Source organism: Leadbetterella sp. DM7 (assembly GCF_040829825.2).
In the GTDB taxonomy this organism is placed as follows: Bacteria; Bacteroidota; Bacteroidia; order Cytophagales; family Spirosomataceae; genus Leadbetterella.
In genome coordinates, this window is sequence record NZ_JBFOLH020000010.1 from 18,666 (window position 1) to 40,546 (window position 21,881).

The following is a 21,881-nucleotide window of genomic DNA, read 5'->3' on the forward strand; positions in this document are numbered from 1 at the left end:
ACAAACACCTGTCTAATTTCTAACAATTAACTTCTTATCCTGTAATTTCTTTCACCACCTTTCCCGCCACGTCGGTCAGGCGAAACGGCCGCCCCTGGAATTCATACGTGAATTTTTCGTGGTCAAAACCCAGCTGATGCAGCACGGTAGCGTGCACATCGTGCGGGTTCAGCTTGCCCGAAACCGCCGAATACCCGATCTCATCGGTTGCTCCGTACGTTACCCCGGGATTAATGCCACCACCGGCCATCCACATCGTAAATGCCTCGGCATGGTGGTCACGGCCCTTAAAGGCATTGGGCTTGCCTTCCCGGTTTTCGGCCATGGGAGTCCTGCCGAATTCACCACCCCACACAATCAGCGTTTCATCCAGCAACCCGCGCTGCTTCAGATCCAGGATAAGCGCCGTAACGGCCTGGTCTATCGAGCGGCATTTGTCGATCAGGCCGATGTCTACCGCTTCGCTGGCCTGCGTACCGTGCGTATCCCAGCCCCAATCGTACAGCTGTACAAACCGCACCCCGTTTTCCACCAGCTTCCGGGCCAGCAGGGCGTTGTTGGCAAAGCTGGTTTTCCCGGGCTCCGTGCCGTACATTTTGTGAATATATTCGGGCTCTCGCCGGATATCAAAAACTTCCGGTGCGGAAATCTGCATGCGGTATGCCATTTCATACTGGCTGATCCGGCTGAGAATTTCCGGGTCGCCGTACTCGTTGTACTCCTGCCGGTTAATTTCATTGATGGCTTCAATAGAGGCCTTACGCAGATCACGGGTTATGCCGTCGGGGTCTTTGATAAAAAGCACGGGATCTCCTTCCGAACGGCACTGCACACCCTGGTAAACCGAAGGCAGGAAGCCGCTGCCCCAGATGCTCTTACCCGCGTCAGGATTCTGCCCGCCGGAAGTAAGCACCACAAATGCAGGCAGATCGCTGTTTTCTGTACCCAACCCATAGGTTACCCATGAGCCCAGGCTGGGCCTGCCTAAGCGGGCACCGCCCGTTTGCATGAGCAGCTGCGCCGGGGCATGATTGAACTGATCGGTGCTCACGGCCTTCATAAAGCTCAGCTCATCGGCCACCCCGCTTAAATGCGGCAGGTAATTGCTGATCCAGGCACCCGACTGTCCGTGCTGGCGGAAGGTGGCCTGGGGCCCCAGCATTTTGGGCACACCCCGGATGAACGCAAAGCGCTTGCCTTCCAGGAAAGATTGCGGACAATCCTGCCCGTCGAGCTTTGCCAGGTCAGGCTTATAATCAAAAAGCTCGAGCTGAGACGGTGCCCCGGCCATGTGCAGGTAAATAACCGACCGCGCCCGGGGAGCAAAATGCGGCGGCCGGGCCGCCAGCGGGTTCCGCGGGTCAAATACCGGCCCGGCGGCTTTCCCTGTAGATTCACAGGAAAGCAACGAGCCCAGCGCCAGCCCGCCCAGACCCATAAAGCTGCCCTTGAGGAAATTCCTCCGGGTGTCTCTTTCCAGGTTTCGCCAAAAAGCTTCTTTTAAAATCTTTTCCATCAGGTTTTGGTAATTACTTCGTCCAGGTTAAGAATACTGTTGGCCACCAGTACCAGGGCCGCAAAACGGGCATCGGTACCGCCCGCCAGCGCCTTGCACAGGGCCGGGTCTTTTTGATAGGCGGCGTGCGCCTGTTGATACAGGTCCAGCAGCACTTTACGCTTTTCTGCGGAAAGGCTTCTTCCCGTAGCCGCTTTATACGCCATTTCAATGCTTTTTTCAGGCACACCCGCCGCCTGCACCCGCCGGGCCAGGTGTACGGCCAGGTCTACAAAAGCAGAGTCGTTCAGGGTTACCAGCGCCTGGAGCGGGGTGTTGGTCCGGATTCTCCGCGACAGGCAGATGTCACGCCCTGTGGCATCAAAGGTCACCATAGACGGGTAAGGGCTGGTTCGTTTCATAAAGGTATATACGGCCCGGCGGTATTGCTGGCCGTCTTCAGACATTTTCCAGCGGTCGCTGTTGTAAGGGCTGTTCCAGATCCCATCAGGCTGGTAGGGCATCACCGGCGGACCGTACATCCGGGTGTTCAGGGCACCGCTGACCGCCAGGGCCTGGTCACGGATCTGCTCGGCAGAAAGACGTACCCTCGGCCCCCTGGCCAGGTAACGGTTAAAAGGATCCTTTTCCAGCTTTTCCGGGTTTACTTCCGAGCTCTGGCGGTAAGTTTCCGAAACCAGGATAGCCCGGATCAGCTTTTTTACCGACCACCCGTATTCATGCATAAATTGATACGAAAGATAATCCAGCAGCTCCCGGTTAACCGGTGCTGCTCCCTGGGAGCCGAAATCTTCCAGTGTCTCCACCAGTCCCTGGCCAAAGATCTGCTCCCAGACCCGGTTAACCATGGTTCTCGCTACGAGCGGGTTTTTGTCAGAGGTCATCCACTGCGCCAGACCCAGGCGGTTCCGGGGCTGACCGGGTTTCAGGCCTCCCAGCAGGGCAGGCACGCCGGGTGTGACCTCTTTTCCCGGGCTCAGCCAGCTGCCCCGCTCAAAGAGATGGGTTTTCCGGGCAAAGTCTCCTGGGTTTTCTATCATTACAGGCGTCTGCTCCACGTCAGCATTCAGAAGATCCCGGAAAACAGCGGCATAATTCCGGCTTTCCGCATCATTTCCCTGCGGAAGATCCTCCATAAAATGCAGCCAGTCGAACATCATACCGGTAGCATTGGGGTCTTTCAGCCGCGGACTTGCATAAACGGTATACAGGTTATGCCGGCCTTCTGTTCTTTTCAGGGGAATTTCCATCAGCTGCCATCCCCGGGAGCTTTCTTTTACCTGCAGCTGCCCCACTACCGGTCCTTTCGGGCTGTCCAGCCGAAGCTCCAGCCGCCCGTCTGTAGGGTATGAAAGCCGGATCATCAGGAGATTTTTCCCCGAAAGATTGACGTTTTGCAAACGGGCGGAAGAATGATTTCGCAGCGCCAGCCATTTGGTATCGGCCAGCTCGGCATTCACAAATTCATCAAATACAATGGAATTGTACGAGGGCTGAAGCGTTTTCAGGAACATCATCAGCTCGTTTTGCTGCTGCGGCGACACTTTCTCTCTTAGCCAGCCGCTCAGCGCCTGCAGCTTCTGCCTCCCGGTGCTGTCGTAATGACGAAAAACGGGATAGTCGGCATAGGTATCCTCATCGCGGGAATTGTTAAAAAAGGCCATGAATTTATAGTATTCTTCATGCCGGAACTGGTCGTAGGGATGGCTGTGGCATTGCACACAGGCAAAAGTGGTGCTCATCAGGGTTTCCCAGGTAGTATTGACCCGGTCAATCACCGCCTCAGTCCGGAATTCCTCGTTGTTGGTACCACCCTCGTCATTGGTCATGGTATTCCTGTGAAAGGCCGTGGCAATGAGCTGGTCTTCGGTGGCGTTGGGCAGCAGGTCGCCGGCCAGCTGCTCGGTCAGGAAGCGGTCATACGGCATATCCGTATTAAATGCCCGGATCAGCCAGTCGCGGTACCGCCAGATGTTCCGCCGGCCGTCTCTTTCATATCCTTTGGTATCGGCATACCGGGCCAGGTCAAGCCACATAGACGTCCATTTTTCTCCATAGGCCGGCATAGCCAGAAGCTGATCCACGTAGGCGGTATAATTTTTATTTTTTGCGTATTCGGCTTTCAGGTTGTCCGGCGCCGGCAGGCCGATAACATCTAATGCCGCCCGGCGCAGCAGCACCTCATCAGGCGCCTGTGCTGAGGGTTTCAATCCTTGTTTCTGTGCCTCGTGAAGAATAAACCGGTCGATATCCGTTTTGGCCCAGCTTCCCTTAACAGAAGGTACTGCCGGTTTTTTCACCGGCTCATAGGCCCAGTGATTCCCCCACTCCGCGCCCTGGTCTATCCATTTCGTCAGCAGGCCGATCTCCTCCTCGCTCAGCGGATCTTTCTGGTAAGGCATACGTTCTTCCGGGTCATGCAGGGTAAGCCGGCGGATAAACTCGCTCCCGGAGGCATTCCCCGGAATAATGCCGTATTTCCCCGATTTCCCTTTTCCCAACGCCTCTTCCCGGTAGAGAAGGCTGTAGTTGCTCTGCATTTTTACACCGCCGTGGCAGCTTATGCAGTGCTTATTCAGGATGGGTTTAACCTGGGTGATATAGTCGACCTTTTCTCCTGATCCGGTACATCCGGTCAGAAAAATACCTAAACTACAGAGGGCTGATACAATGAACTTCAGCAAGTTTGCTTTCATCAGGGTTGGAATCTTTTTGCGGAAATCGCAAAAATTTAATTTACCCCTGAAAATTACAATTATTTATTCAATAAACAATAAAATAAGTCTTCTGGCATAACCCCTGATGGAGTAGATAAGGCTATATTTTGTCTTTGTGTTCTTGGTGAAAACATCTTTGTGTTCTTGGTGAAAAAATATATTGCACAAAGTAAAAGGCACAAAGAACACAAAGATTGTTACTTTTCCTGCGTATTTTTATATCCCTATAACCTTCATGTATGCGCTACCTCTCCATCATTTTCCTGTTCCTGATCTCCTGCCAGAAACCGGCCGAATACGACATCCTGATTAAAAACGGCACCATTTATGACGGCTCCGGGGGAGAGCCTTTCACAGGAGACGTAGCCATTAACGGTGAAAAAATAGTGTACACCGGCCCCTCCCTGAAGAATGCCAGGGCTAAAACAGTAGTGGATGCCACGGGCAAAATCATCTCGCCCGGCTTTGTCAACATGTTAAGCTGGAGCAATGAAAACCTTATTCACGACGGTCGTTCGCTCAGCGGGATAAAGCAGGGCGTCACCCTGGAGGTCATGGGCGAGGGCGACTCCATGGGCCCCTTCAATGATGCCCTGAAAAAATATACCGAAGAAACCCAGGGGCATATCCGGTACAAGGTTAGCTGGACCTCCCTCGGTGAGTACCTCCGGTACCTTGAAAACAAAGGAGTATCGGTCAATGTGGCCTCTTTCGTAGGAGCTGCCACCGTGCGGTCGCACGAGCTGGGCTTTACCAACCGGAAAGCCACTCCGCAGGAGCTGGAACGGATGCAGAACCTGGTCAGGCAGGCCATGCAGGAAGGAGCTATGGGCCTGAGTTCCGCCCTGATCTATGCGCCGGGTTCCTATGCCGACACCGGAGAGCTGGTTGCCCTGGCCAAAGCCGCAGCCCCCTATAAGGGCATGTATATCTCTCACCTGCGCAGCGAAGGAAACCGTATCGACCAGGCCCTGAACGAGCTCATTACCATTGCCCGCGAAGCCGGGATACCGGCAGAGATCTACCATCTCAAAATGGCAGGAAAAGACAACTGGCACAAGCTGGGTGCCGTTATCCAAAAAATAGACAGCGCCAATAAAACGGGCCTGGCCATCACCGCCGACATGTACAATTACACCGCCGGAGCTACCGGTCTCGATGCCGCCATGCCTACCTGGGTGCAGGAGGGCGGACTGGCCGGATGGCGGAAAAAGCTTCAGGATCCGGCTATCCGCAAAAAAATAGGCCTGGAAATGCAGGCTCCGCAAAAAGACTGGGAAAACCTCTGCCTGGCTGCCGGGCCCGACAAGTCACTCCTCATTGGCTTCAAACAGGATTCCCTCAAAAAATATATAGGGAAAACCCTGACCGAAGTGTCGGAGATGCGCGGTACACCCTGGTACGAAACGGCCATGGACCTGGTCGTACAGGACGACTCCCGCGTGGGAGTGGTTTATTTCCTGATGTCGGAAGATAATGTAAAGCGCCAGATGCAGCTGCCCTACATTACTTTTTGCTCAGATGCGGGCTCCCTGGCACCGGAAGGCATTTTTCTTGAATCGAATGTTCACCCGCGCGCTTACGGGAACTTCACCCGCCTGATTGAAAAATACGTTCGTAATGAAAAGGTCATTTCCCTGCAGGAGGCCATCCATAAGCTCACTGCCCTGCCCTGCGAGCGCTTAAAGATCAAAGACCGGGGTCGCCTGAAGCCGGGTTATTTTGCCGATGTGATTGTTTTTGACCTCGCCCGAATGAAAGAAAACAGTACCTATGAAAAACCCCATCAGCTATCTGAAGGAATGGAGCAGGTATTTGTAAACGGGAAGCAGGTGCTCAGAGACGGTGAGCATACCGGGGCGTTTCCGGGGAAATTCGTGAAGGGGCCGGGCGCGGGTAAGTGAAAAGATAAAAGTTAAAAACTAAAAGTTGCAGTACATTGCTTTTTATGTTAAATACTAATGTACCGCAACTTTTCACTTTTAGTTTTTCACTAAAATCATTACTTCGCAAAATTAACGCTCCGCATCTCCCTGATCACACACACCTTGATCTGGCCCGGGTACTGCATCTCCTTCTCTATCTTCTGGGAGATATTGAATGACATCATGTTCGCATCCTCATCCGAAACATTTTCCGAGTCTACGATCACCCGTAGCTCACGGCCGGCCTGGATGGCATAACATTTCTCCACCCCTTTGAAAGAAAGCGCCAGGTCTTCGAGGTCACGCAGACGCCGTGCGTACGACTCCATCATTTCACGCCGTGCACCCGGTCTTGAGCCGGAGATAGCGTCACACACCTGCACGATCGGCGAGATCAGCGAAGTCATTTCGATCTCATCGTGGTGAGCTCCGATAGCGTTACAGACTTCCGGGTTCTCCTTGTACTTCTTGGCCAGCTCCATGCCCAGGAGCGCGTGCGGCAGGTCAGACTCTTCGTTATTGACTTTACCGATGTCGTGCAGCAGACCTGCACGCTTGGCCAGCTTCACGTTCAGGCCCATTTCAGAGGCCATGGCCGCACAAAGCTTGGCCACCTCACGCGAGTGCTGCAGCAGGTTTTGTCCGTACGAAGAACGGAAACGCATCCGGCCCACCATCTTGATCAGCTCAGGGTGCAGCCCGTGAATACCCAGGTCAATCACCGTACGCTCACCGATTTCGATGATCTCGTTATCAATATCCTTGCGGGTCTTGTTCACCACTTCTTCAATACGCGCCGGGTGGATCCGTCCGTCCTGCACCAGGCGGTGCATGGATAGCCGTGCCACTTCTCTTCTTACCGGGTCAAAGCTGGAGATCACAATGGCTTCAGGGGTATCGTCTACGATCACCTCCACGCCCGTAGCGGCTTCCAGGGCACGGATGTTCCGGCCTTCCCGGCCAATGATCTTGCCTTTGATCTCGTCGCTCTCAATATTGAAAACCGACACACAGTTCTCAATGGCCTGTTCGGCCGCGGTACGCTGTATGGTTTCAATAACGATCTTCTTGGCTTCTTTGGTAGCCGAGAGCTTGGCTTCTTCCATGGTTTGCTTGATGTAGCTCGAAGCCTTGGTTTCCGCCTCCTGCTTCAGGGCTTCCACCAGCTCTTTCTTGGCCTGCTCGGCCGTGAGGTTGGCTATCTTTTCCAGCTGAACCACCTGCTGCTGGTGCATTTTCTCGGCTTCCTCCCGTTTTTTGGAGGCCAGGTCGATCTGCTCATTCAGCTTATTGGTTTTGTTGTTCAGCTCATTTTCCAGGCGCTTGTTCTGCTCGATCTGCTGCGCAGCCTGCTGCTGCATCTGCTTCACTTTCTGCTCGTTCTGGAGAATCTGGTTTTTGCGGTTATTCGACTCCTCATCGAAATTGGCTTTCAGCTTCAGGAAATGCTCTTTGGCTTCCAGCATCTTGTCTTTTTTGACGCTTTCAGCGCTATGATTGGCATTTCTTATGATTTCATCGGCTTTCTTCCTGGCATCTTCTTCGAAGTTAGCAACATTCTTTTTCATCAGGCTATTGCCCAGAAAGTACCCGAGGGCCAGACCTCCGAGTAACGCTATTGCTGCAATTAAATAAACAGACATTATAAATTTCTTTTAATGATTAAAAAATGAAACATCCCGTTTCACTTGATATCAAAAAAGAAGATTGTAGACTTGGAGAAAATCAATCCGGTAAGCTGTTCCTTATCAAATCCAACCGCTGATCCACTTCGTTTTTCAACTTACTATAGCGGTCATCTACCTTCAGGGCATCTACCAGCGCCTCTACAGCCAGGGCCGTCAGCAGCTGATTCAGGTTCGCCGAAGCGGAGTATTTATTTTTTAACACAGCCAACCGTTCATGTAACATATCACGCGCTTCCACATAAAAGGCCTCTTCCTCCCTCGGCACCAGGAAGGGGATCTTTTCACCACTCAGGTTAAAAACTACCTTTTCCTTTTCAGCACTTACCATGCGGTTTTTTACGATATATTATCCGGACAATTGATTAATACAAATATCTATTTCTTCAATCAGCGTATCCAGGAAATCTCTCAGATTCATGGTTTCCACTGATCCTTTTTCTTCAATATCGGTTACAATTTTAACAAAATTATTTCGTATTTTAAAGTTTTCGGGAACTAAAATACTTTGTTCACTTATCCTTGCTTCCAGCTGGGCCACCTTTTCCTTTAAAAGCCGGTTGCTCTGCAAAAGCCGCTCCTCCCGGTTCCTGTAATTCGAAATATCGTATTCCAGGCCCTCTATTACCGCCTTCTGGCTCCTTACCTGGCTTTTTAAAAGCAAAAACTGCCCCTGCACTTCCTCAAATTTGGAAAGCAAAAAACCGTTTTCTTTTAAAAAGTCATCGTCCTGCATTATTTCCGGATTAAAGCTCCTGCTTCTTTTTCAAAAACATCCATCAGCCGCTGCATGGTCCGGTCAATCTGCTGATCGTTCAGCGTCTTTTCCGTATCCTGGAGGATAAAGCTCACCGAATACGACTTCCGGTCGCTTTCCAGCTTGTCTCCCTTGTATACATCAAAAATATTGACCTGCTTCAGCAGCTTTTTCTCGGTTTGATACGCCAGCTTCCGGATCGTCTCAAATTTCACTTCGTCAGGAAGCACCAGCGAAAGATCCCTCCTCACCTCCGGGTATTTCGGGATTTCTGCATATTTAAAATCGGGCGAATACACCTGCAGCAGCAGCTCCCAGTCGAACTCGGCATAATACGCCGCCTGCTTCATATCGGCCTTTTTCAGCAGATCATTGCTCACCGGCCCGAAGCTGACCAGCACCTTATTCCGGACCAGGTAGTCAAGCCCGTAAGCAAATAAAGCCGAGGAGGTCTCGTTATTCTCCGTCTGGTGAACCTTCATCAGGCTCAGCACCTGGTGAACGGCCTGGTGAATATGCCTGTACCCCGTATTCTCCGGTTTTTCCGCCCACGACTCCGCCGAAGTTTTCCCCGTCAGCAACAGGCTCAGCACCTTGCGTTCTTTCACACGGGTCTTTCCTTCCTGGTTGACCGACCGCGAATACACCCGCCCGAATTCAAATATTTTCAGGTCGCGGTTCCGGCGGTTAATGTTGTATACCGCCGTATTCAGGGCGGAGAAAAGAAGCGACTGCCGCATTTCCGACAGCTCCTCGCTCAGCGGGTTCATCAGCTTCACGGCCGTGTCCGGGTTGCCGGTCCATTCGTTTTCTTTCGGGCTCACAATCGACAGGCTCTGTACCTCGTTAAAACCCCGGGCGGCCAGGGCTTCCGACACCCGTACACGCAACGACTCTTCGTCTTTCACCGGGAAATCCGACAGGAAATCGGAGCGCAGGTGCTCGGACAGCTCCACGTTATCAAAACCGTAAATGCGGAGAATTTCCTCCACAATATCCGCTTCCCGTGTTACATCTACCCGGTACGGCGGTACAGAAACGTTCAGGACGCCGTTCTCTGAAGCCATAACCTTAATGTCCAGGCTTTCCAGGATAGACGTGATCTTTTCCTCTCCCAGCGCTTTCCCGATAAGCCGGTCAATGTTCCGGAGCTTTACATCAAACTCAAAACGGTCAATTGGCGACGGGTAATTATCGAAAATCCGGTCTACCGGCATTCCGCCCGCCAGCTCCTGCACCAGCAGGGCAGCAAAACGGATGGCAAAAGGCGGCATGTTCGGGTCCGTGCCTCTTTCGTACCGGAACGACGCATCGGTTTTCAGGCCGAAATGCGACGAGGTACGGCGGATGTGCGCCGGGTCAAAATAAGCCACTTCCAGGAAGATGTTCCGGGTAAAATCTTTCACTCCCGAAGCATTTCCGCCAAAAACACCGGCAATGGCCATCGGGCCTTCCGTATTGCAGATGGCCAGGTCATTCCCGGTAAATTTACGTTTCACTCCATCCAGCGTTTCCAGCTCCGTATCTTGGGTTGGCTTTTTCACGATCACCCGGTTTCCGCGGATCTCATCGGCATCAAAGATATGCATGGGCTGCCCCAGGAAGTGGCACACGTAATTGGTGATGTCTACGATGTTATTGATGGGATTCATGCCCAGCGTTCTCAGGAAAGTCTTCAGCCAGTCGGGCGACTCCTTCACTTCCACACCCCGGATCTCCAGTCCGCAGAAACGCGGGCACGCATCGGTAGCCTCCACGCCCAGGTCAATGGTAGATTTCTCAGTGCCCAGGGCAAAACCGCTTACCTCCGGCAGGTTCAGCGGCAGGCCGGTCACCGCCCGGATGTCGCGTGCCACCCCGTAATGCGAGGCCGCGTCGGCCCGGTTGGGGGTCAGCCCGATCTCAAACACGTAGTCGGCTTCCAGGTTAAAATACTGGGAAACGGGCGTACCCAGAGGCAATTCGGTATCCAGGATCAGCAGGCCGGCGTGTGATCTCCCCAGCCCTATCTCGTCTTCGGCGCACAGCATCCCGTTAGATACCGCTCCCCGTATCTTTGATTTTTTAATGGTAAAGGGCTCCCCTTCCACCGGGTATAGCGTAGTACCCGGCTGAGCCACGATCACCTTTTGCCCGGCCGCCACGTTCGGTGCCCCGCACACAATATCCAGCAACTCTTCACCCCCCACGTCTACAGTGGTTACCTTCAGCTTATCGGCGTCAGGATGCTTCTCACAGGTCACCACCTTCCCGATAACCAGGCCTTCCAGCCCGCCTTTTACGGCTTCCACCTTCTCTATTCCTTCCACTTCCAAACCTGTAGAAGTCAGTAAAACACCCAGCTCTTCCGGTGTTTCGGTAAAATGAATCAGCTTCTGCAGATTTTTATACGAAATTTTCATGTTTTCCCAAAAATTTCACAAAGATACGCGTAGACCTGCAAAATTATACGTCAAAGCCTGCTGAAATGTAATAAAAGACGCAACATAAAGGACAGGCCTATATCCGCCAAAAACAAAAAACCTTCCCGCTATTTGTATTATTACGAACATTTCGTAGATTTACGAAAATTTAGTAATTATGGAACGATTAACCGTACAGGAAGAAGAAGCCATGCAGGCCGTATGGAAGCTCAATGGCGGGTTTGTCAAAGACATCCTGGAAGAAATGAATTCGAATACACCTTATACCACCCTGGCCTCTACCGTTAAAAACCTGGAGAAAAAGGGGTACGTCATGCATGAACGGCATGCCAATGCCAAGAAATACCTTCCGTGCATTTCCCAAACCGAGTACAAACGAAGCTTCATGAGCAGCTTTGTGGGAGAATACTTTGGCAATTCGTACAAAGACATGGTGAGCTTCTTTGCCGAAGAGCAAAAGCTTAAACCCGAAGAGCTGGCTGAAATTTTAAATATGATCAAAAAATGAGCACATTCTGGACCAACCTCCTGGAGATCAACCTGATCCTGAGCCTGGTATACCTGGGCTATATCCTGCTCCTTAAAAACCTGACGTTTTTCAGGTGGGCCCGGTTTTACCTGCTGGGAGGCATGCTCACAGCGTTAATCTACCCGTTCCTCAAAGCACGGAAAATGGTTCAGATACCGGCCGAAGGCGTGACCATCGCCCTTCCTGACCTTACCCGTCTCAGCGCTGCAGGGGGCACCCGCTGGGAACCTTACCTGGTATATCTCTTTTCCGGCGTCTTTATTTTGCTGTTCCTCCGCTTTGCCCTGCGCTTTGTCAGCCTCGGAAAAATCCATGCCCGCTCTACAGAAGCCCGGTTTAACGGGCACACCTACCGGGACACCCAACACAGGATCAGCCCGTTTTCTTTCTGGAAATGGATCTATATTTACCGGAAAGCCCATTCCGATACGGAAATGGACCAGATCATTGCGCATGAGCATATCCATACCCGTGAACGGCACAGCTTTGACGTGATCATTGCCGAAATCTGCAGCATTATCTGCTGGTATAACCCGCTGGTGAAGCTCCTTAACCTCAGCGTAAAAGACAACCTGGAATTCCTGGTAGATGCCGGGGTGCTGAACTCGGGCATTGACCGCGTCTCTTACCAGCACAGCCTGGTGGGTATATCCCTGAACAATTTCCCGGGAAGCTATCCCGGGAACCAGTTTGCATTCAAAACCTTAAAAAGAAGAATACATATGATGAACAAAAACCAATCTCCGAAATCCCGGCTGATAGCCTATATGCTGCTGACTCCGCTGGTGCTGGCATTTGCCGGGTTACTAACTTTTTCCTGCCAGAAAGAAACGCTTGACACCCTGGCCAAAGCTCAGGAAAGTGAAGGGTTGACCCGGTCAGGAGTGACCCGGTCAGGATTGACACAGTCAGGATTGACCCGGTCAGGATTGACCCGGTCGGTAACCGCCACCTATAACGAGGCCGAAAAGAAAGCCATGATAGAGAGCGTGGAACTGAAAACCGACGCCGGCATTGCTTTCAAAGCTGCAGCATATGAGATCGATGACCAGGATCAGCTCTCCTTAAAAGGACCGGTAATTTTCAGGGGTCTTTCTTCCTCTTCCGAATCGCCGCTCTTCATCCTCGACGGCAAGCCGGTTACTGAAGAACAAATTGTGAAATTGGTCCCCGAGACGATCGAGTCCATGTCTGTGGTTAAAAACGATGCCGTCAAATCTGTTTACGGGGAAAAAGCCAAAAACGGGGTGGTTTATATTGTAACTAAGGCACGTACTCGACAATAACCGCTCATTGGTCGAAACAATCCCTGCGTAAAAGACTTTATTATTTATATTAGGGCTTTAAAACCTGATTATGATGAAAGTCTTTTACGCATTTTTATTTTTTCTCTTTCTGGCGGCGGAGACGTCGGCCCAGAAAAAGCCCCTTGACCACAGCGTCTACGACGGCTGGCAGTCGCTGGGCAACACCGCTATCTCCAAAAAAGGAGATAAGATTTTCTACGTTGTTTCTCCCCAGCAGGGCGACGGAGAGCTCTTTCTTAAAACCGACAAAAACGAGACCCTGCTAAGCCTTCCCCGGGCCTCCGTTCCCAAGCTCAGCTTTGACGAAAAACACTTTGTGAGCCTCATTTCTCCTTTCTATAAAGATACGCGCAAAGCCAAAATCGACAAAAAGAAAAGAGAGGACATGCCCAAAGATTCGCTGGCCATTTATTCTTTTGCCACGAAAAGCTGGGTCAAATTCCCGAATGTAAAATCGTACCAGCTGGCCGAAGAAGACGGCCGCTACCTGGTGTACCTGTACGATGAAGTGCCGGAGAAGAAACCCCGGAAAGACTCAACAGCCAAATCTGCAAAACCCGCCGCCGACTCTTCCAAAGTGAAGAATGAAAAGCCGAAAAAGCCAACCACTAACCTGGTGGTTTATCTCCTGGGAACGGGCAAAGACACGCTTTTCACCAATGTGGAGTCGTACGATATCGATAAAAAAGGAAACTACCTGGTTTTCACCCGGAAACCGGAAGAAAAAGACAGCCTGGGAACCACCGGCGGGGTTTTCCGTTACCACCTGGCCAATAAGCAGCTGGTTCACCTGACCTCCGGAAAAGGAACCTTCAAGAGCTTTACTTTTGACGAAACCGGCGAAAAGCTGGCCTTCCTGGCCGATAAATCACCGGAAAAGTCATTGCAGAAAGATTTCAGAATTTATTATCATACCGGCACCAGCGCCGACTCGGCAAAAGTGCTGGTATCGGCAGCCACCCCGGGTGTTCCGCAGAAATGGTATGTCAGCGGCGAGGGCAACCTCCGTTTCAGTAAAAACGGCGAAAAGCTATTCCTCGGCCTGGCGCCCGTTCCCCGCGTAAAAGATACCACGCTCGTGGAATTTGAAAACGCCAGGCTCGACATCTGGCACTGGAAAGACGACTACCTGCAACCCCAGCAGCTGGTTAACCTGCGCAGGGAGCTGAACCGCAGCTACCTGGCCGTAGTGGACATGAATGCTGACGGGAAAGTGATTCCCCTGGCCGATGAGGCTCTTCCCGATACCCGCATTACCGAAGACGCCGACAATGAGTTTATACTGGCCACCACTGACGTGGGCAGGAGAATAGAAACCCAATGGCAGACCGGAAGCGTACAGGATGTATATGCCGTTTCTACCGTAAACGGCTCCCGGAAGCTGATCGTTAAAGATATACGCGGAAACGTATCGCTCTCTCCCGAAGGGAAATACCTGTTATGGTATAACCGGGAAAACCAGAACTGGTATACCCATAACCTGACTACCGGTGCTACCGTACAGCTCAACAAAGATATCCCGGTTTCTTTTGCCGATGAAGACAACGACTCGCCCGACACCCCAGCTGCTTACGGGATAGCGGGCTGGACAGCCGGAGACGATAAAGTATGGATCTACGACAAATACGATATCTGGTCGTTTAAAACCGATGGCTCCGGAGCCGTTAAGCTGACCGCAGGCCGGGATAACCGCATTACCTACCGGTATGACGACTGGAAAGAACGTAAATCGCGCTTCTCGCCAACCGTTCTCGACGAAAAAACGCCGTTTATCTTAAGCGCATTTAACAACACGAATAAAGAAAACGGCTTCTACCGGATGACCCTGCAAACGGGCAAAAAGGCACCAAAAGAGCCCTTCAAAGAAATAGTATGGGCGAAAGCCTACTACGGACAGGTCAAAGAAGCCAAAGACGGCGGAGCCTATATTTATACAAAAGAAAGGTATGAGCAGTCGCCCGACCTGTTCTTCAGCAAAGATTTTGTAACGGAAACACAGCTTTCGGCCACCAATCCTCAGCAAAAGCAATACAACTGGGGTACGGCAGAACTGTATACCTGGACAACCCCTAACGGCCATGCTGCCGAGGGTATCCTGTATAAGCCCGAAGACTTTGACCCGAACAAGACCTACCCGATCATCGCTTATTTTTACGAAAAGCTGTCTGACGGACTGTACCGTTACCAGGCACCGGCTCCTACGCCTTCGAGGCTGAACATCTCTTTCTTTGTCAGCAACGGTTACGTGGTACTGGCACCGGATATTGTTTATACCATAGGGCATCCGGGCAAATCAGCCGAAGAATACATCAATTCGGGCATGGCTGAGCTGAAAAAGAACAAATGGGCCGGCAAAATGGCTATCCAGGGCCAGAGCTGGGGCGGTTACCAGGTAGCTCACCTGATCACCGTAACCGATATGTACGATGCCGCCTGGACGGGCGCGCCGGTAGTGAACATGACCTCGGCTTACGGGGGAATCCGGTGGGGCAGCGGCATGAACCGCCAGTTCCAGTATGAAAAAACCCAGAGCCGGATCGGGGCCACCCTGTGGGAAAAACCCGAGCTGTATATCGAAAACTCACCGCTGTTTCACCTGCCCAATGTGAAAACCCCGGTGGTGATCATGAGTAACGACCAGGACGGCGCCGTGCCCTGGTACCAGGGAATAGAAATGTTTACTGCCCTGAGAAGATTGCAGAAGCCGGTTTGGTTGCTGAACTATAACGGGGATGACCATAACCTGGTACAACGCCAGAACCGGAAAGACATCCAGCGCCGCCAGCAACAGTTTTTTGATCATTTCCTGAAAGGAAAACCGGCGGCTCCATGGATTGAAAGCGGAGTTCCGGCTACGTTGAAAGGAATTGACTGGGGATTCGGGGATTAAAAAACCCCTCCCCACCCTTTAGAAAGTGTCTCCTGTGCTTGTTTACTCAAATGCAGGAGACATTTTTTTCAGGCTTCCCGGTCAATGTTTATAAATGAATAGGTGCCGTAGATAATGTACCCTATCAGGCCTATTCCTAATGCTATCGTGAAGTACGCCATGACCATACTGTTTAATGACGGTACAAAAATAGCACAGTCTATTAAATCTACCAAACCTATAGGGTAAAAGATTTTAAAAGTGCCCCAGCATTACGGCATTTACTGACGGTGGCGAATATCTTTCAGGAAAGTTTCCATAGGCTAATATTCCCCAGGTAATCCTTTGAAATAAACCTGAAATATTCTAACTTTACTTTAAATCCATCAACGAATCAACTGCCCTGTAGCAATGCGTACTTTAAAAGGATCCAAAAGCAGGTTAATCAGGCATTATGAAGAAACCCTGGGAGCACGCTCTATCGGAGGATTAAAAATGATTCTGGATACAAATGCAGCAATGAGATTGATTACTAAATTTTTGAAAACTGATTAAATTATGCCCAACTATTCGAAAATAGATGAAAAAGACTTCGTTTTCATTCCTGATATACCATCAGAACAGGAAAAACAGGAAATAAGTAATTTCATCCGGAAAGATAAGATCCAAAGGAAACTCCAGAAAGTTCAGCTTTCTGCCAGAGAAAAAACAAGAAAATTATAAAAATCCAGTACTCTTCAGCTAAAAGCTCCCGGCTCCTGGTTTTCAAATCTAAATCACCAGCTCGCTGAACAATTGCTCCAGTTTCTTCGCCGGATCTGCTGTCAGGCCCGGATGAATTTTTGAGGTCTGAATAACGGTGCTGCGGGTGGCAGTGAGCCATCGGAAACGCTCGGCAGCGGGGAGCCTGCCTATAGGACCGGCATCTTTCCCTCCATGGGCGATCTTCCCGAAAGTGTGCAGATATTCCCTGAGATCAGACAGCTGCATGCCGGTACAGAACCCCTGAAATTTCAGCTCGTTGACTTCGTATTTTACCGCTAAAAAACCCTGTGATTTACAATACAGCACCACGCCCACGTTGAAGAACTCTTCACGTTCCACGCGGGGCACTACCCGGATCACCGCATATTCATATAAGTGCCTCTCTTGCATCTTCCGCCTCTTTTACAAATATTTCCGAATTCTTCAGGCGTATCTTCAGGAAGTCGCCGTATACCTTCCTGTCGTCATCTTCCAGCAGCCAGTCTGACGGGATTGCCGCTACTACCTCGTCGATAAACGATTCCGTAATTACTTCCCGTGCACGGGCATTAACGGCTTCCAGCCGGGTAGCATATTTCAGTAAAACGTGATCTTTAACGGGTTTAAACGGGCTTATGGCCTGTTTCTCCCAGGTATCCCAGTTGTGATGAAAATACAGCGATGCCCCGTGATCAATCAGCCACAGCTCGCGGTGCCATATCAGCATATTGGTATTTTTGGCGGTGCGGTCCACATTGGTCAGGAAGGCGTCCAGCCATACGATCTCTGATGCGGTTCCGGCATCTACGGGATGCAGTACGGGATCAAAGGTAATGGCCCCCGACAAATAATGAATGCCCAGGTTCAGGCCCACGCTGAATTTCAGCAGGTCCTGGATCTCTTCGTCGGGTTCGGTCTTACCGAAACGGTCGTCCAGGTAGGCAAAAACCATTTCCGGCACTCTCAGGCCCAGCTTCCGGGCTATTTCTCCGCCCACAAAATCAGCAATCAGGGCCTTGGTGCCCTGGCCTGCGCCACGAAATTTCAGGACATACAGAAAGGCGTCATCGGCCTCGGCAATGGCCGGCAGCGAGCCGCCCTCGCGCAGCGGGGTGACGTACCGGGTGATATGTACTTCTCTCAGGTTCAATCCTATCTTCATTTGCCCTTTTCAGGGTCATCTGACTTCCGCGAATATAACGCTAAAAATCTGTTCGGCCTCCTTTCCTGGATACCGTACCCGGATTTAAATAAGATTTCTTTTCAGATACGCTTTAAAAGCAGCATACGAGGTATCCACCACCGTGGTTTTCTTTTCTCCCTTGAGCAAAAGCCTCTCCGGGATTTCCGGCGTAAAGCCCAGTATGGCCTCCATTTCCGGCAAAAACTTCCCGAAATGCGCGGTAGACAGGAAAACACCGGTTACCTCTGCCCCGGTTTCCTTCCGGTAATCTTCCAGGCCGAGGTAGGCTATGGCCGTGTGCGGGCAGGCCACATAATTGTATTTCCGGTAGATCTCCAGGACGCCCTCACGGGTTTGGGCATCGGTATAGAAATATCCTTTGAGGTACTCCTTCATCTGATTGCCCAGCAAGTCGTTCAGCCGCGGAAAATTACTTGGATTCCCTACATCCATGGCGTTGGAAATGGTAGAAACAGAGGGAGAAATGGGGGTATAAACGCCTGTTCTCAGGAATTCAGGCACCACATTGTTCACATTGGTAGCCGCTACAAACCGGCGAACCGGCATACCCATACGCATAGCCAGCACGCCGGCGGTCAGGTTACCGAAGTTGCCCGAGGGTACAGAAAATACTATTTCCTTTCCCAGCTTCTTCAGCTGCGCATACGCTGAGATATAATAAAATGCCTGCGGTATCAGGCGGGCTATATTGATTGAATTGGCCGAAGCCAGGTGATACCCGCTCCGCAGCTCCTCATCCAGGAAGGCCTGCTTTACCAGCGCCTGGCAGTCGTCAAACGTACCTTCTACTTCCAGGGCCTGTATATTTTCGCCCAGGGTAGTCAGCTGCATTTCCTGTATAGCGCTCACTTTGCCTTTCGGGTACAGGATGGTCACCGAAATGCCCGGCACCCGGTAAAAGCCCTGCGCCACCGCACCACCGGTATCTCCCGAAGTAGCCACCAGGATGTTCAGCGTCTGCCCCGACTGCCGCAAAAAATACGACATCGCAGCCGCCATAAAACGGGCACCAAAGTCTTTAAACGCCATAGAAGGGCCGTGAAACAGCTCGAGGCAATACAAATCCTCTTCGAGCCTGACCGCCGGTGCCTCAAAGTCCAGCGCCGAGTGAATAAGGGTTTCCAGGTCCGTTTCCGGGATATCCCCGCCCAGTAAAGCTTCGCTTACCGCTATGGCTATCTCGTTAAAGCTGAGATTTTCCACATTATCCCAGAATGTCTGTGGCAGAGCAGGAATCTCTGACGGCATATACAGGCCATTATCCGGGGGGAGCCCCTGAAAAATAGCCTCCCGGAAATTTACTTCGGGGCTAAGACGATGGGTACTGTAGAGCTTCATATATACGTGAGTAAGTATTCGTCAAAAGTTAAAAACTAAAAGTTAAGGTACATTCCTGCATATTAAATACTAAATGTACCTTAACTTTTAGTTTTTAACTTTTAGTTTTTAACTTTCCCTGACCATCTCCAGGAACTGGTCAAACAGGTAATTGGCGTCGTTCGGGCCGGGGGCGGCTTCGGGGTGATACTGCACCGAGAAAGCCGGCTTGTTTTTCAGGCGTATGCCCTCAATGGTATGATCGTTCAGGTTAATATGGGTTACTTCCACTTCAGGATGGCTGTTGGCTTCATCCGGTTTCAGGGCAAAGCCGTGGTTCTGGGAAGTGACCTCGCAGCGGCCTGTCAGGAGATTCTTCACCGGGTGGTTGAGTCCGCGGTGCCCGCTGTGCATTTTATACGTGCCGATACCCTGCGTAAGGCCCAGCAGCTGGTGTCCGAGGCAGATACCGAAAAGAGGTTTGCCGGTTTCCAGCAGCGCATTCACCGTATCTACCGCATAATCCATTGAACCCGGGTCACCGGGGCCGTTCGAGATAAAATAGCCGTCGGGGTTCCAGGCAATGATCTCGGCGGCAGGAGATTTGGCATTGAAAACCTTCAGGTAGCAATCGCGTCCCGTAAAGTTTCTCAGGATATTCCGCTTACAGCCGTAATCAATTACCGCCAGGCGGGTTTTTGCGCCAGGGTCGCCCAAGAAATAGGGTTCTGCCGTGCTGATCACCGAGCTGAGCTCCAGTCCTTCCATATCCGGACAGTCGTTCAGGATAGCCTGTAGTGCCGCCATATCTTCCGATTCTGAAGAGATAAGGCAGTTCATAGCTCCTTTATCACGAATGTGCCGCACTACCTGCCGGGTATCGATATCCGATATCCCTACAATTCCGTTCCTATCAAAATAATCCTGCAATGAGCCATCAGCCGTAGCACGGGAATAATACTCGTCTTCAAAAGCATTGCAGACCATTCCCTTGATTTTAATGCTGTCTGACTCTTCCTCCGTATCCAGTTTTACACCATAATTACCGATATGCGCCGTCGTATTAACAATGATCTGTCCGAAATACGACGGATCGGTGTAAAGCTCCTGATAACCCGTCATTCCGGTGTTAAAACAGATCTCGCCTGTAGTAGTTCCAATTTTTCCGAGTGCTTTTCCTTTAAAAACGGTACCGTCCTGAAGCAATAAAACGGCCGCCTGAGATTGTGAAGTCATCTGCTATTGATTTGTACTGGTATCGGAGTGCAAAGATAAATTATTTTCGAGGGTTTACGGCTACCTTTTACCTTATTATGTTCCTGCCTTCACAGCCTCAAAATTAAAATCCCCTTAAATTCAACATATTTTATGAGAATAATCATAATTATTTAACGTCTGCATCAGTTTTTATATCAGGAGCAATAGTTAATTTTATATTCAAATTAAAACATCATGAAAAATATTCTGATAGCCACTGATTTCTCTAAGGGAGCTGAAAATGCAGCCGGGTATGCCCGGAATCTCGCCCGGATGACCTCCGGCAGGCTGACCTACCTCCATATCGTTACCCTCCCCGTAGTGGATCCGATGGTGACCACCACCTTTGTCAACGACACCATTGATGACCTGAAGGCCGAAGCAGAAGACCGCCTGAAAAGAATCGTGGAAGAGGATAAAGGCCAGGGACTTGCAGCCGATTACATCATTTCCTTTGAAGACATTATATCTACCATCAACGAGGCCGAAGACGCCGACCTGGTAGTGATCGGTAAAACAGGACACCGCACCTTCCTCGACCGGCTGATCGGTTCTACGGCACAGAACCTGATCAATCATATTGCGCCGCCTTTGCTGGTAATCCCGGAAGATTTCTCCGGCGATCTCTTCGGGCAGCTGTGCTACGCATCTCAAATGGAGTTTAATGAGAAAATCTACCTGGCCCAGGCGCTTAACTGGCGGAAATACTCGGATGCCGACCTGATCATCGGGCATATTATTGAAGACTTCCCGCTCGACATCAACGCCAATGAGCAGTACATGGCGTCTATTGACCGGGATTTTCAGAACAAAGGTTACGTTTATAAAAACTTTGCTGCTGATGTCTATAAGAAAGGCATTGCAGAGTTCATCGAAAAAGAGGGAATATCCCTGCTCTTTGTCACTGCCCGTAAGCGGGGCTTCTTCGAGGGCATTATTGATCCTTCCCAAACCCGGAAAATGATCAACGACACGAAGATCCCGGTGGTAGTGTTCAATTACACAGAATGAATCTAATGAGGCTGTAAATACGAAAGGCTCACTGCATATGTGGTGAGCTTTTTTTTCACCGTAATTTCTCCTGCCGTTTACACAATTTGACGCAGGGCGTATTATTTTTGCTCAAAACTGTATACGGCGTTGAATAAAAATCTCATAAAAAGCCTCTTATTTCTCCTGGCTCTCGGGCTGTTCTACTATTTCGGGTATTACCAGGGGAAAAGAAATTTTACAGGATCAGCCGGTGATTCCCCCCGGGCAACGGCCACGCCCCAACCCGGCATTCCGGCCAAAGTTTACGAGGTGCTGGACTACATTGACCAGCACGGGGAAGCACCGGAGGGGTACGCGGGCGGAAAGCGTTTCGGTAACTATGAAAAACACCTGCCCCAAAAGAATAAGATAACCCAAAAGAAAATAATGTACCGGGAGTGGGACGTAAATCCCAAAAAAGAAGGCAGGAACCGGGGCGCCGAACGCCTGGTGACCGGTGATGACAAAAGTGCCCATTATACCCGGGATCATTACGGGACTTTTACGAGAATCAGGTGATGGCGTGATGAGAAATCAGCGGTTAGGAATTAGAAATTAGCAGGATAATGACCCATAAATAAATCTAATTGCTAACAGCT

Annotated in this window: 16 protein-coding genes; 6 read left to right on the top strand and 10 right to left on the bottom strand. The window is 50.8% G+C overall.

From position 1 onward, the window contains the following. Positions 1–34 precede the first annotated feature (34 nt). Positions 35–1,516, bottom strand: a complete 1,482-nt coding sequence (locus AB2U10_RS12220; protein ID WP_367915312.1) for a DUF1501 domain-containing protein — start codon at positions 1,514–1,516, stop codon at positions 35–37. Continuing rightward, entirely contained in the window at positions 1,516–4,212 is a 2,697-nt protein-coding gene (locus AB2U10_RS12225; RefSeq protein WP_367915311.1) for a DUF1553 domain-containing protein, read from the bottom strand. The genes AB2U10_RS12220 and AB2U10_RS12225 overlap by 1 nt, the downstream gene beginning before the upstream one ends. A gap of 260 nt (positions 4,213–4,472) precedes the next feature. Here AB2U10_RS12225 and AB2U10_RS12230 point away from each other — a divergent pair, with 260 nt between their 5' ends. Continuing rightward, the gene (locus AB2U10_RS12230) at positions 4,473–6,137 is read left to right on the top strand and encodes an N-acyl-D-amino-acid deacylase family protein (RefSeq protein WP_367915310.1); all 1,665 of its coding nucleotides are present in this window, start codon (positions 4,473–4,475) and stop codon (positions 6,135–6,137) included. Positions 6,138–6,235: 98 nt separating this feature from the next. Here AB2U10_RS12230 and rny read toward each other — a convergent pair whose 3' ends face one another. The 4 genes from rny to pheT all read right to left on the bottom strand — a co-directional run bounded on the left by rny (position 6,236) and on the right by pheT (position 11,002). Next, positions 6,236–7,801, bottom strand: a complete 1,566-nt coding sequence (gene rny / locus AB2U10_RS12235; protein ID WP_367915309.1) for a ribonuclease Y — start codon at positions 7,799–7,801, stop codon at positions 6,236–6,238. 82 nt (positions 7,802–7,883) lie between these two features. Further along, positions 7,884–8,174, bottom strand: coding sequence for a cell division protein ZapA (gene zapA / locus AB2U10_RS12240; protein WP_367915308.1), 291 nt, complete (start codon positions 8,172–8,174; stop codon positions 7,884–7,886). An 18-nt stretch (positions 8,175–8,192) separates the two neighbouring features. Continuing rightward, positions 8,193–8,579 (bottom strand): hypothetical protein, encoded by a 387-nt coding sequence (locus AB2U10_RS12245; RefSeq protein ID WP_367915307.1) that lies wholly within the window; start codon positions 8,577–8,579, stop codon positions 8,193–8,195. Beyond that, a complete protein-coding gene (pheT, locus tag AB2U10_RS12250) occupies positions 8,579–11,002 on the bottom strand; it encodes a phenylalanine--tRNA ligase subunit beta (protein WP_367915306.1) in 2,424 nt (807 codons plus the stop codon). The genes AB2U10_RS12245 and pheT overlap by 1 nt, the downstream gene beginning before the upstream one ends. A gap of 178 nt (positions 11,003–11,180) precedes the next feature. On the opposite strand from pheT, the gene AB2U10_RS12255 reads away from it, so the two are divergent. From AB2U10_RS12255 to AB2U10_RS12265, 3 genes are all read left to right on the top strand, one after another. After that, positions 11,181–11,531 carry a BlaI/MecI/CopY family transcriptional regulator gene (locus AB2U10_RS12255; protein WP_367915305.1) on the top strand — a complete coding sequence of 117 codons (351 nt, stop codon included), beginning with the start codon at positions 11,181–11,183 and terminating at the stop codon, positions 11,529–11,531. After that, positions 11,528–12,838, top strand: a complete 1,311-nt coding sequence (locus tag AB2U10_RS12260) for a M56 family metallopeptidase (RefSeq protein WP_367915304.1) — start codon at positions 11,528–11,530, stop codon at positions 12,836–12,838. The genes AB2U10_RS12255 and AB2U10_RS12260 overlap by 4 nt, the downstream gene beginning before the upstream one ends. Before the next feature lie 70 nt (positions 12,839–12,908). After that, entirely contained in the window at positions 12,909–15,749 is a 2,841-nt protein-coding gene (locus tag AB2U10_RS12265) for a S9 family peptidase (protein WP_367915303.1), read from the top strand. A 750-nt stretch (positions 15,750–16,499) separates the two neighbouring features. On the opposite strand, the gene AB2U10_RS12270 is transcribed toward AB2U10_RS12265, so the two are convergent. The 4 genes from AB2U10_RS12270 to carA all read right to left on the bottom strand — a co-directional run bounded on the left by AB2U10_RS12270 (position 16,500) and on the right by carA (position 20,229). Next, positions 16,500–16,883, bottom strand: coding sequence for a DUF3037 domain-containing protein (locus AB2U10_RS12270; RefSeq protein WP_367915302.1), 384 nt, complete (start codon positions 16,881–16,883; stop codon positions 16,500–16,502). Then, entirely contained in the window at positions 16,861–17,634 is a 774-nt protein-coding gene (locus tag AB2U10_RS12275; RefSeq protein WP_367915301.1) for a HipA family kinase, read from the bottom strand. Before AB2U10_RS12275 ends, AB2U10_RS12270 begins: the two co-directional genes overlap by 23 nt. An 84-nt stretch (positions 17,635–17,718) precedes the next feature. Continuing rightward, positions 17,719–19,014: a threonine synthase gene (gene thrC, locus AB2U10_RS12280; protein WP_367915300.1), complete on the bottom strand. Its 1,296-nt coding sequence runs from the start codon at positions 19,012–19,014 to the stop codon at positions 17,719–17,721. 108 nt (positions 19,015–19,122) lie between these two features. Next, positions 19,123–20,229, bottom strand: coding sequence for a glutamine-hydrolyzing carbamoyl-phosphate synthase small subunit (gene carA, locus AB2U10_RS12285; RefSeq protein WP_367915299.1), 1,107 nt, complete (start codon positions 20,227–20,229; stop codon positions 19,123–19,125). Between the two features lie 216 nt (positions 20,230–20,445). Here carA and AB2U10_RS12290 point away from each other — a divergent pair, with 216 nt between their 5' ends. Continuing rightward, positions 20,446–21,261, top strand: a complete 816-nt coding sequence (locus AB2U10_RS12290; RefSeq protein WP_367915298.1) for a universal stress protein — start codon at positions 20,446–20,448, stop codon at positions 21,259–21,261. 129 nt (positions 21,262–21,390) lie between these two features. Continuing rightward, a complete protein-coding gene (locus AB2U10_RS12295) occupies positions 21,391–21,801 on the top strand; it encodes a guanyl-specific ribonuclease (protein WP_367915297.1) in 411 nt (136 codons plus the stop codon). The last annotated feature ends 80 nt before the right edge of the window (positions 21,802–21,881 follow it).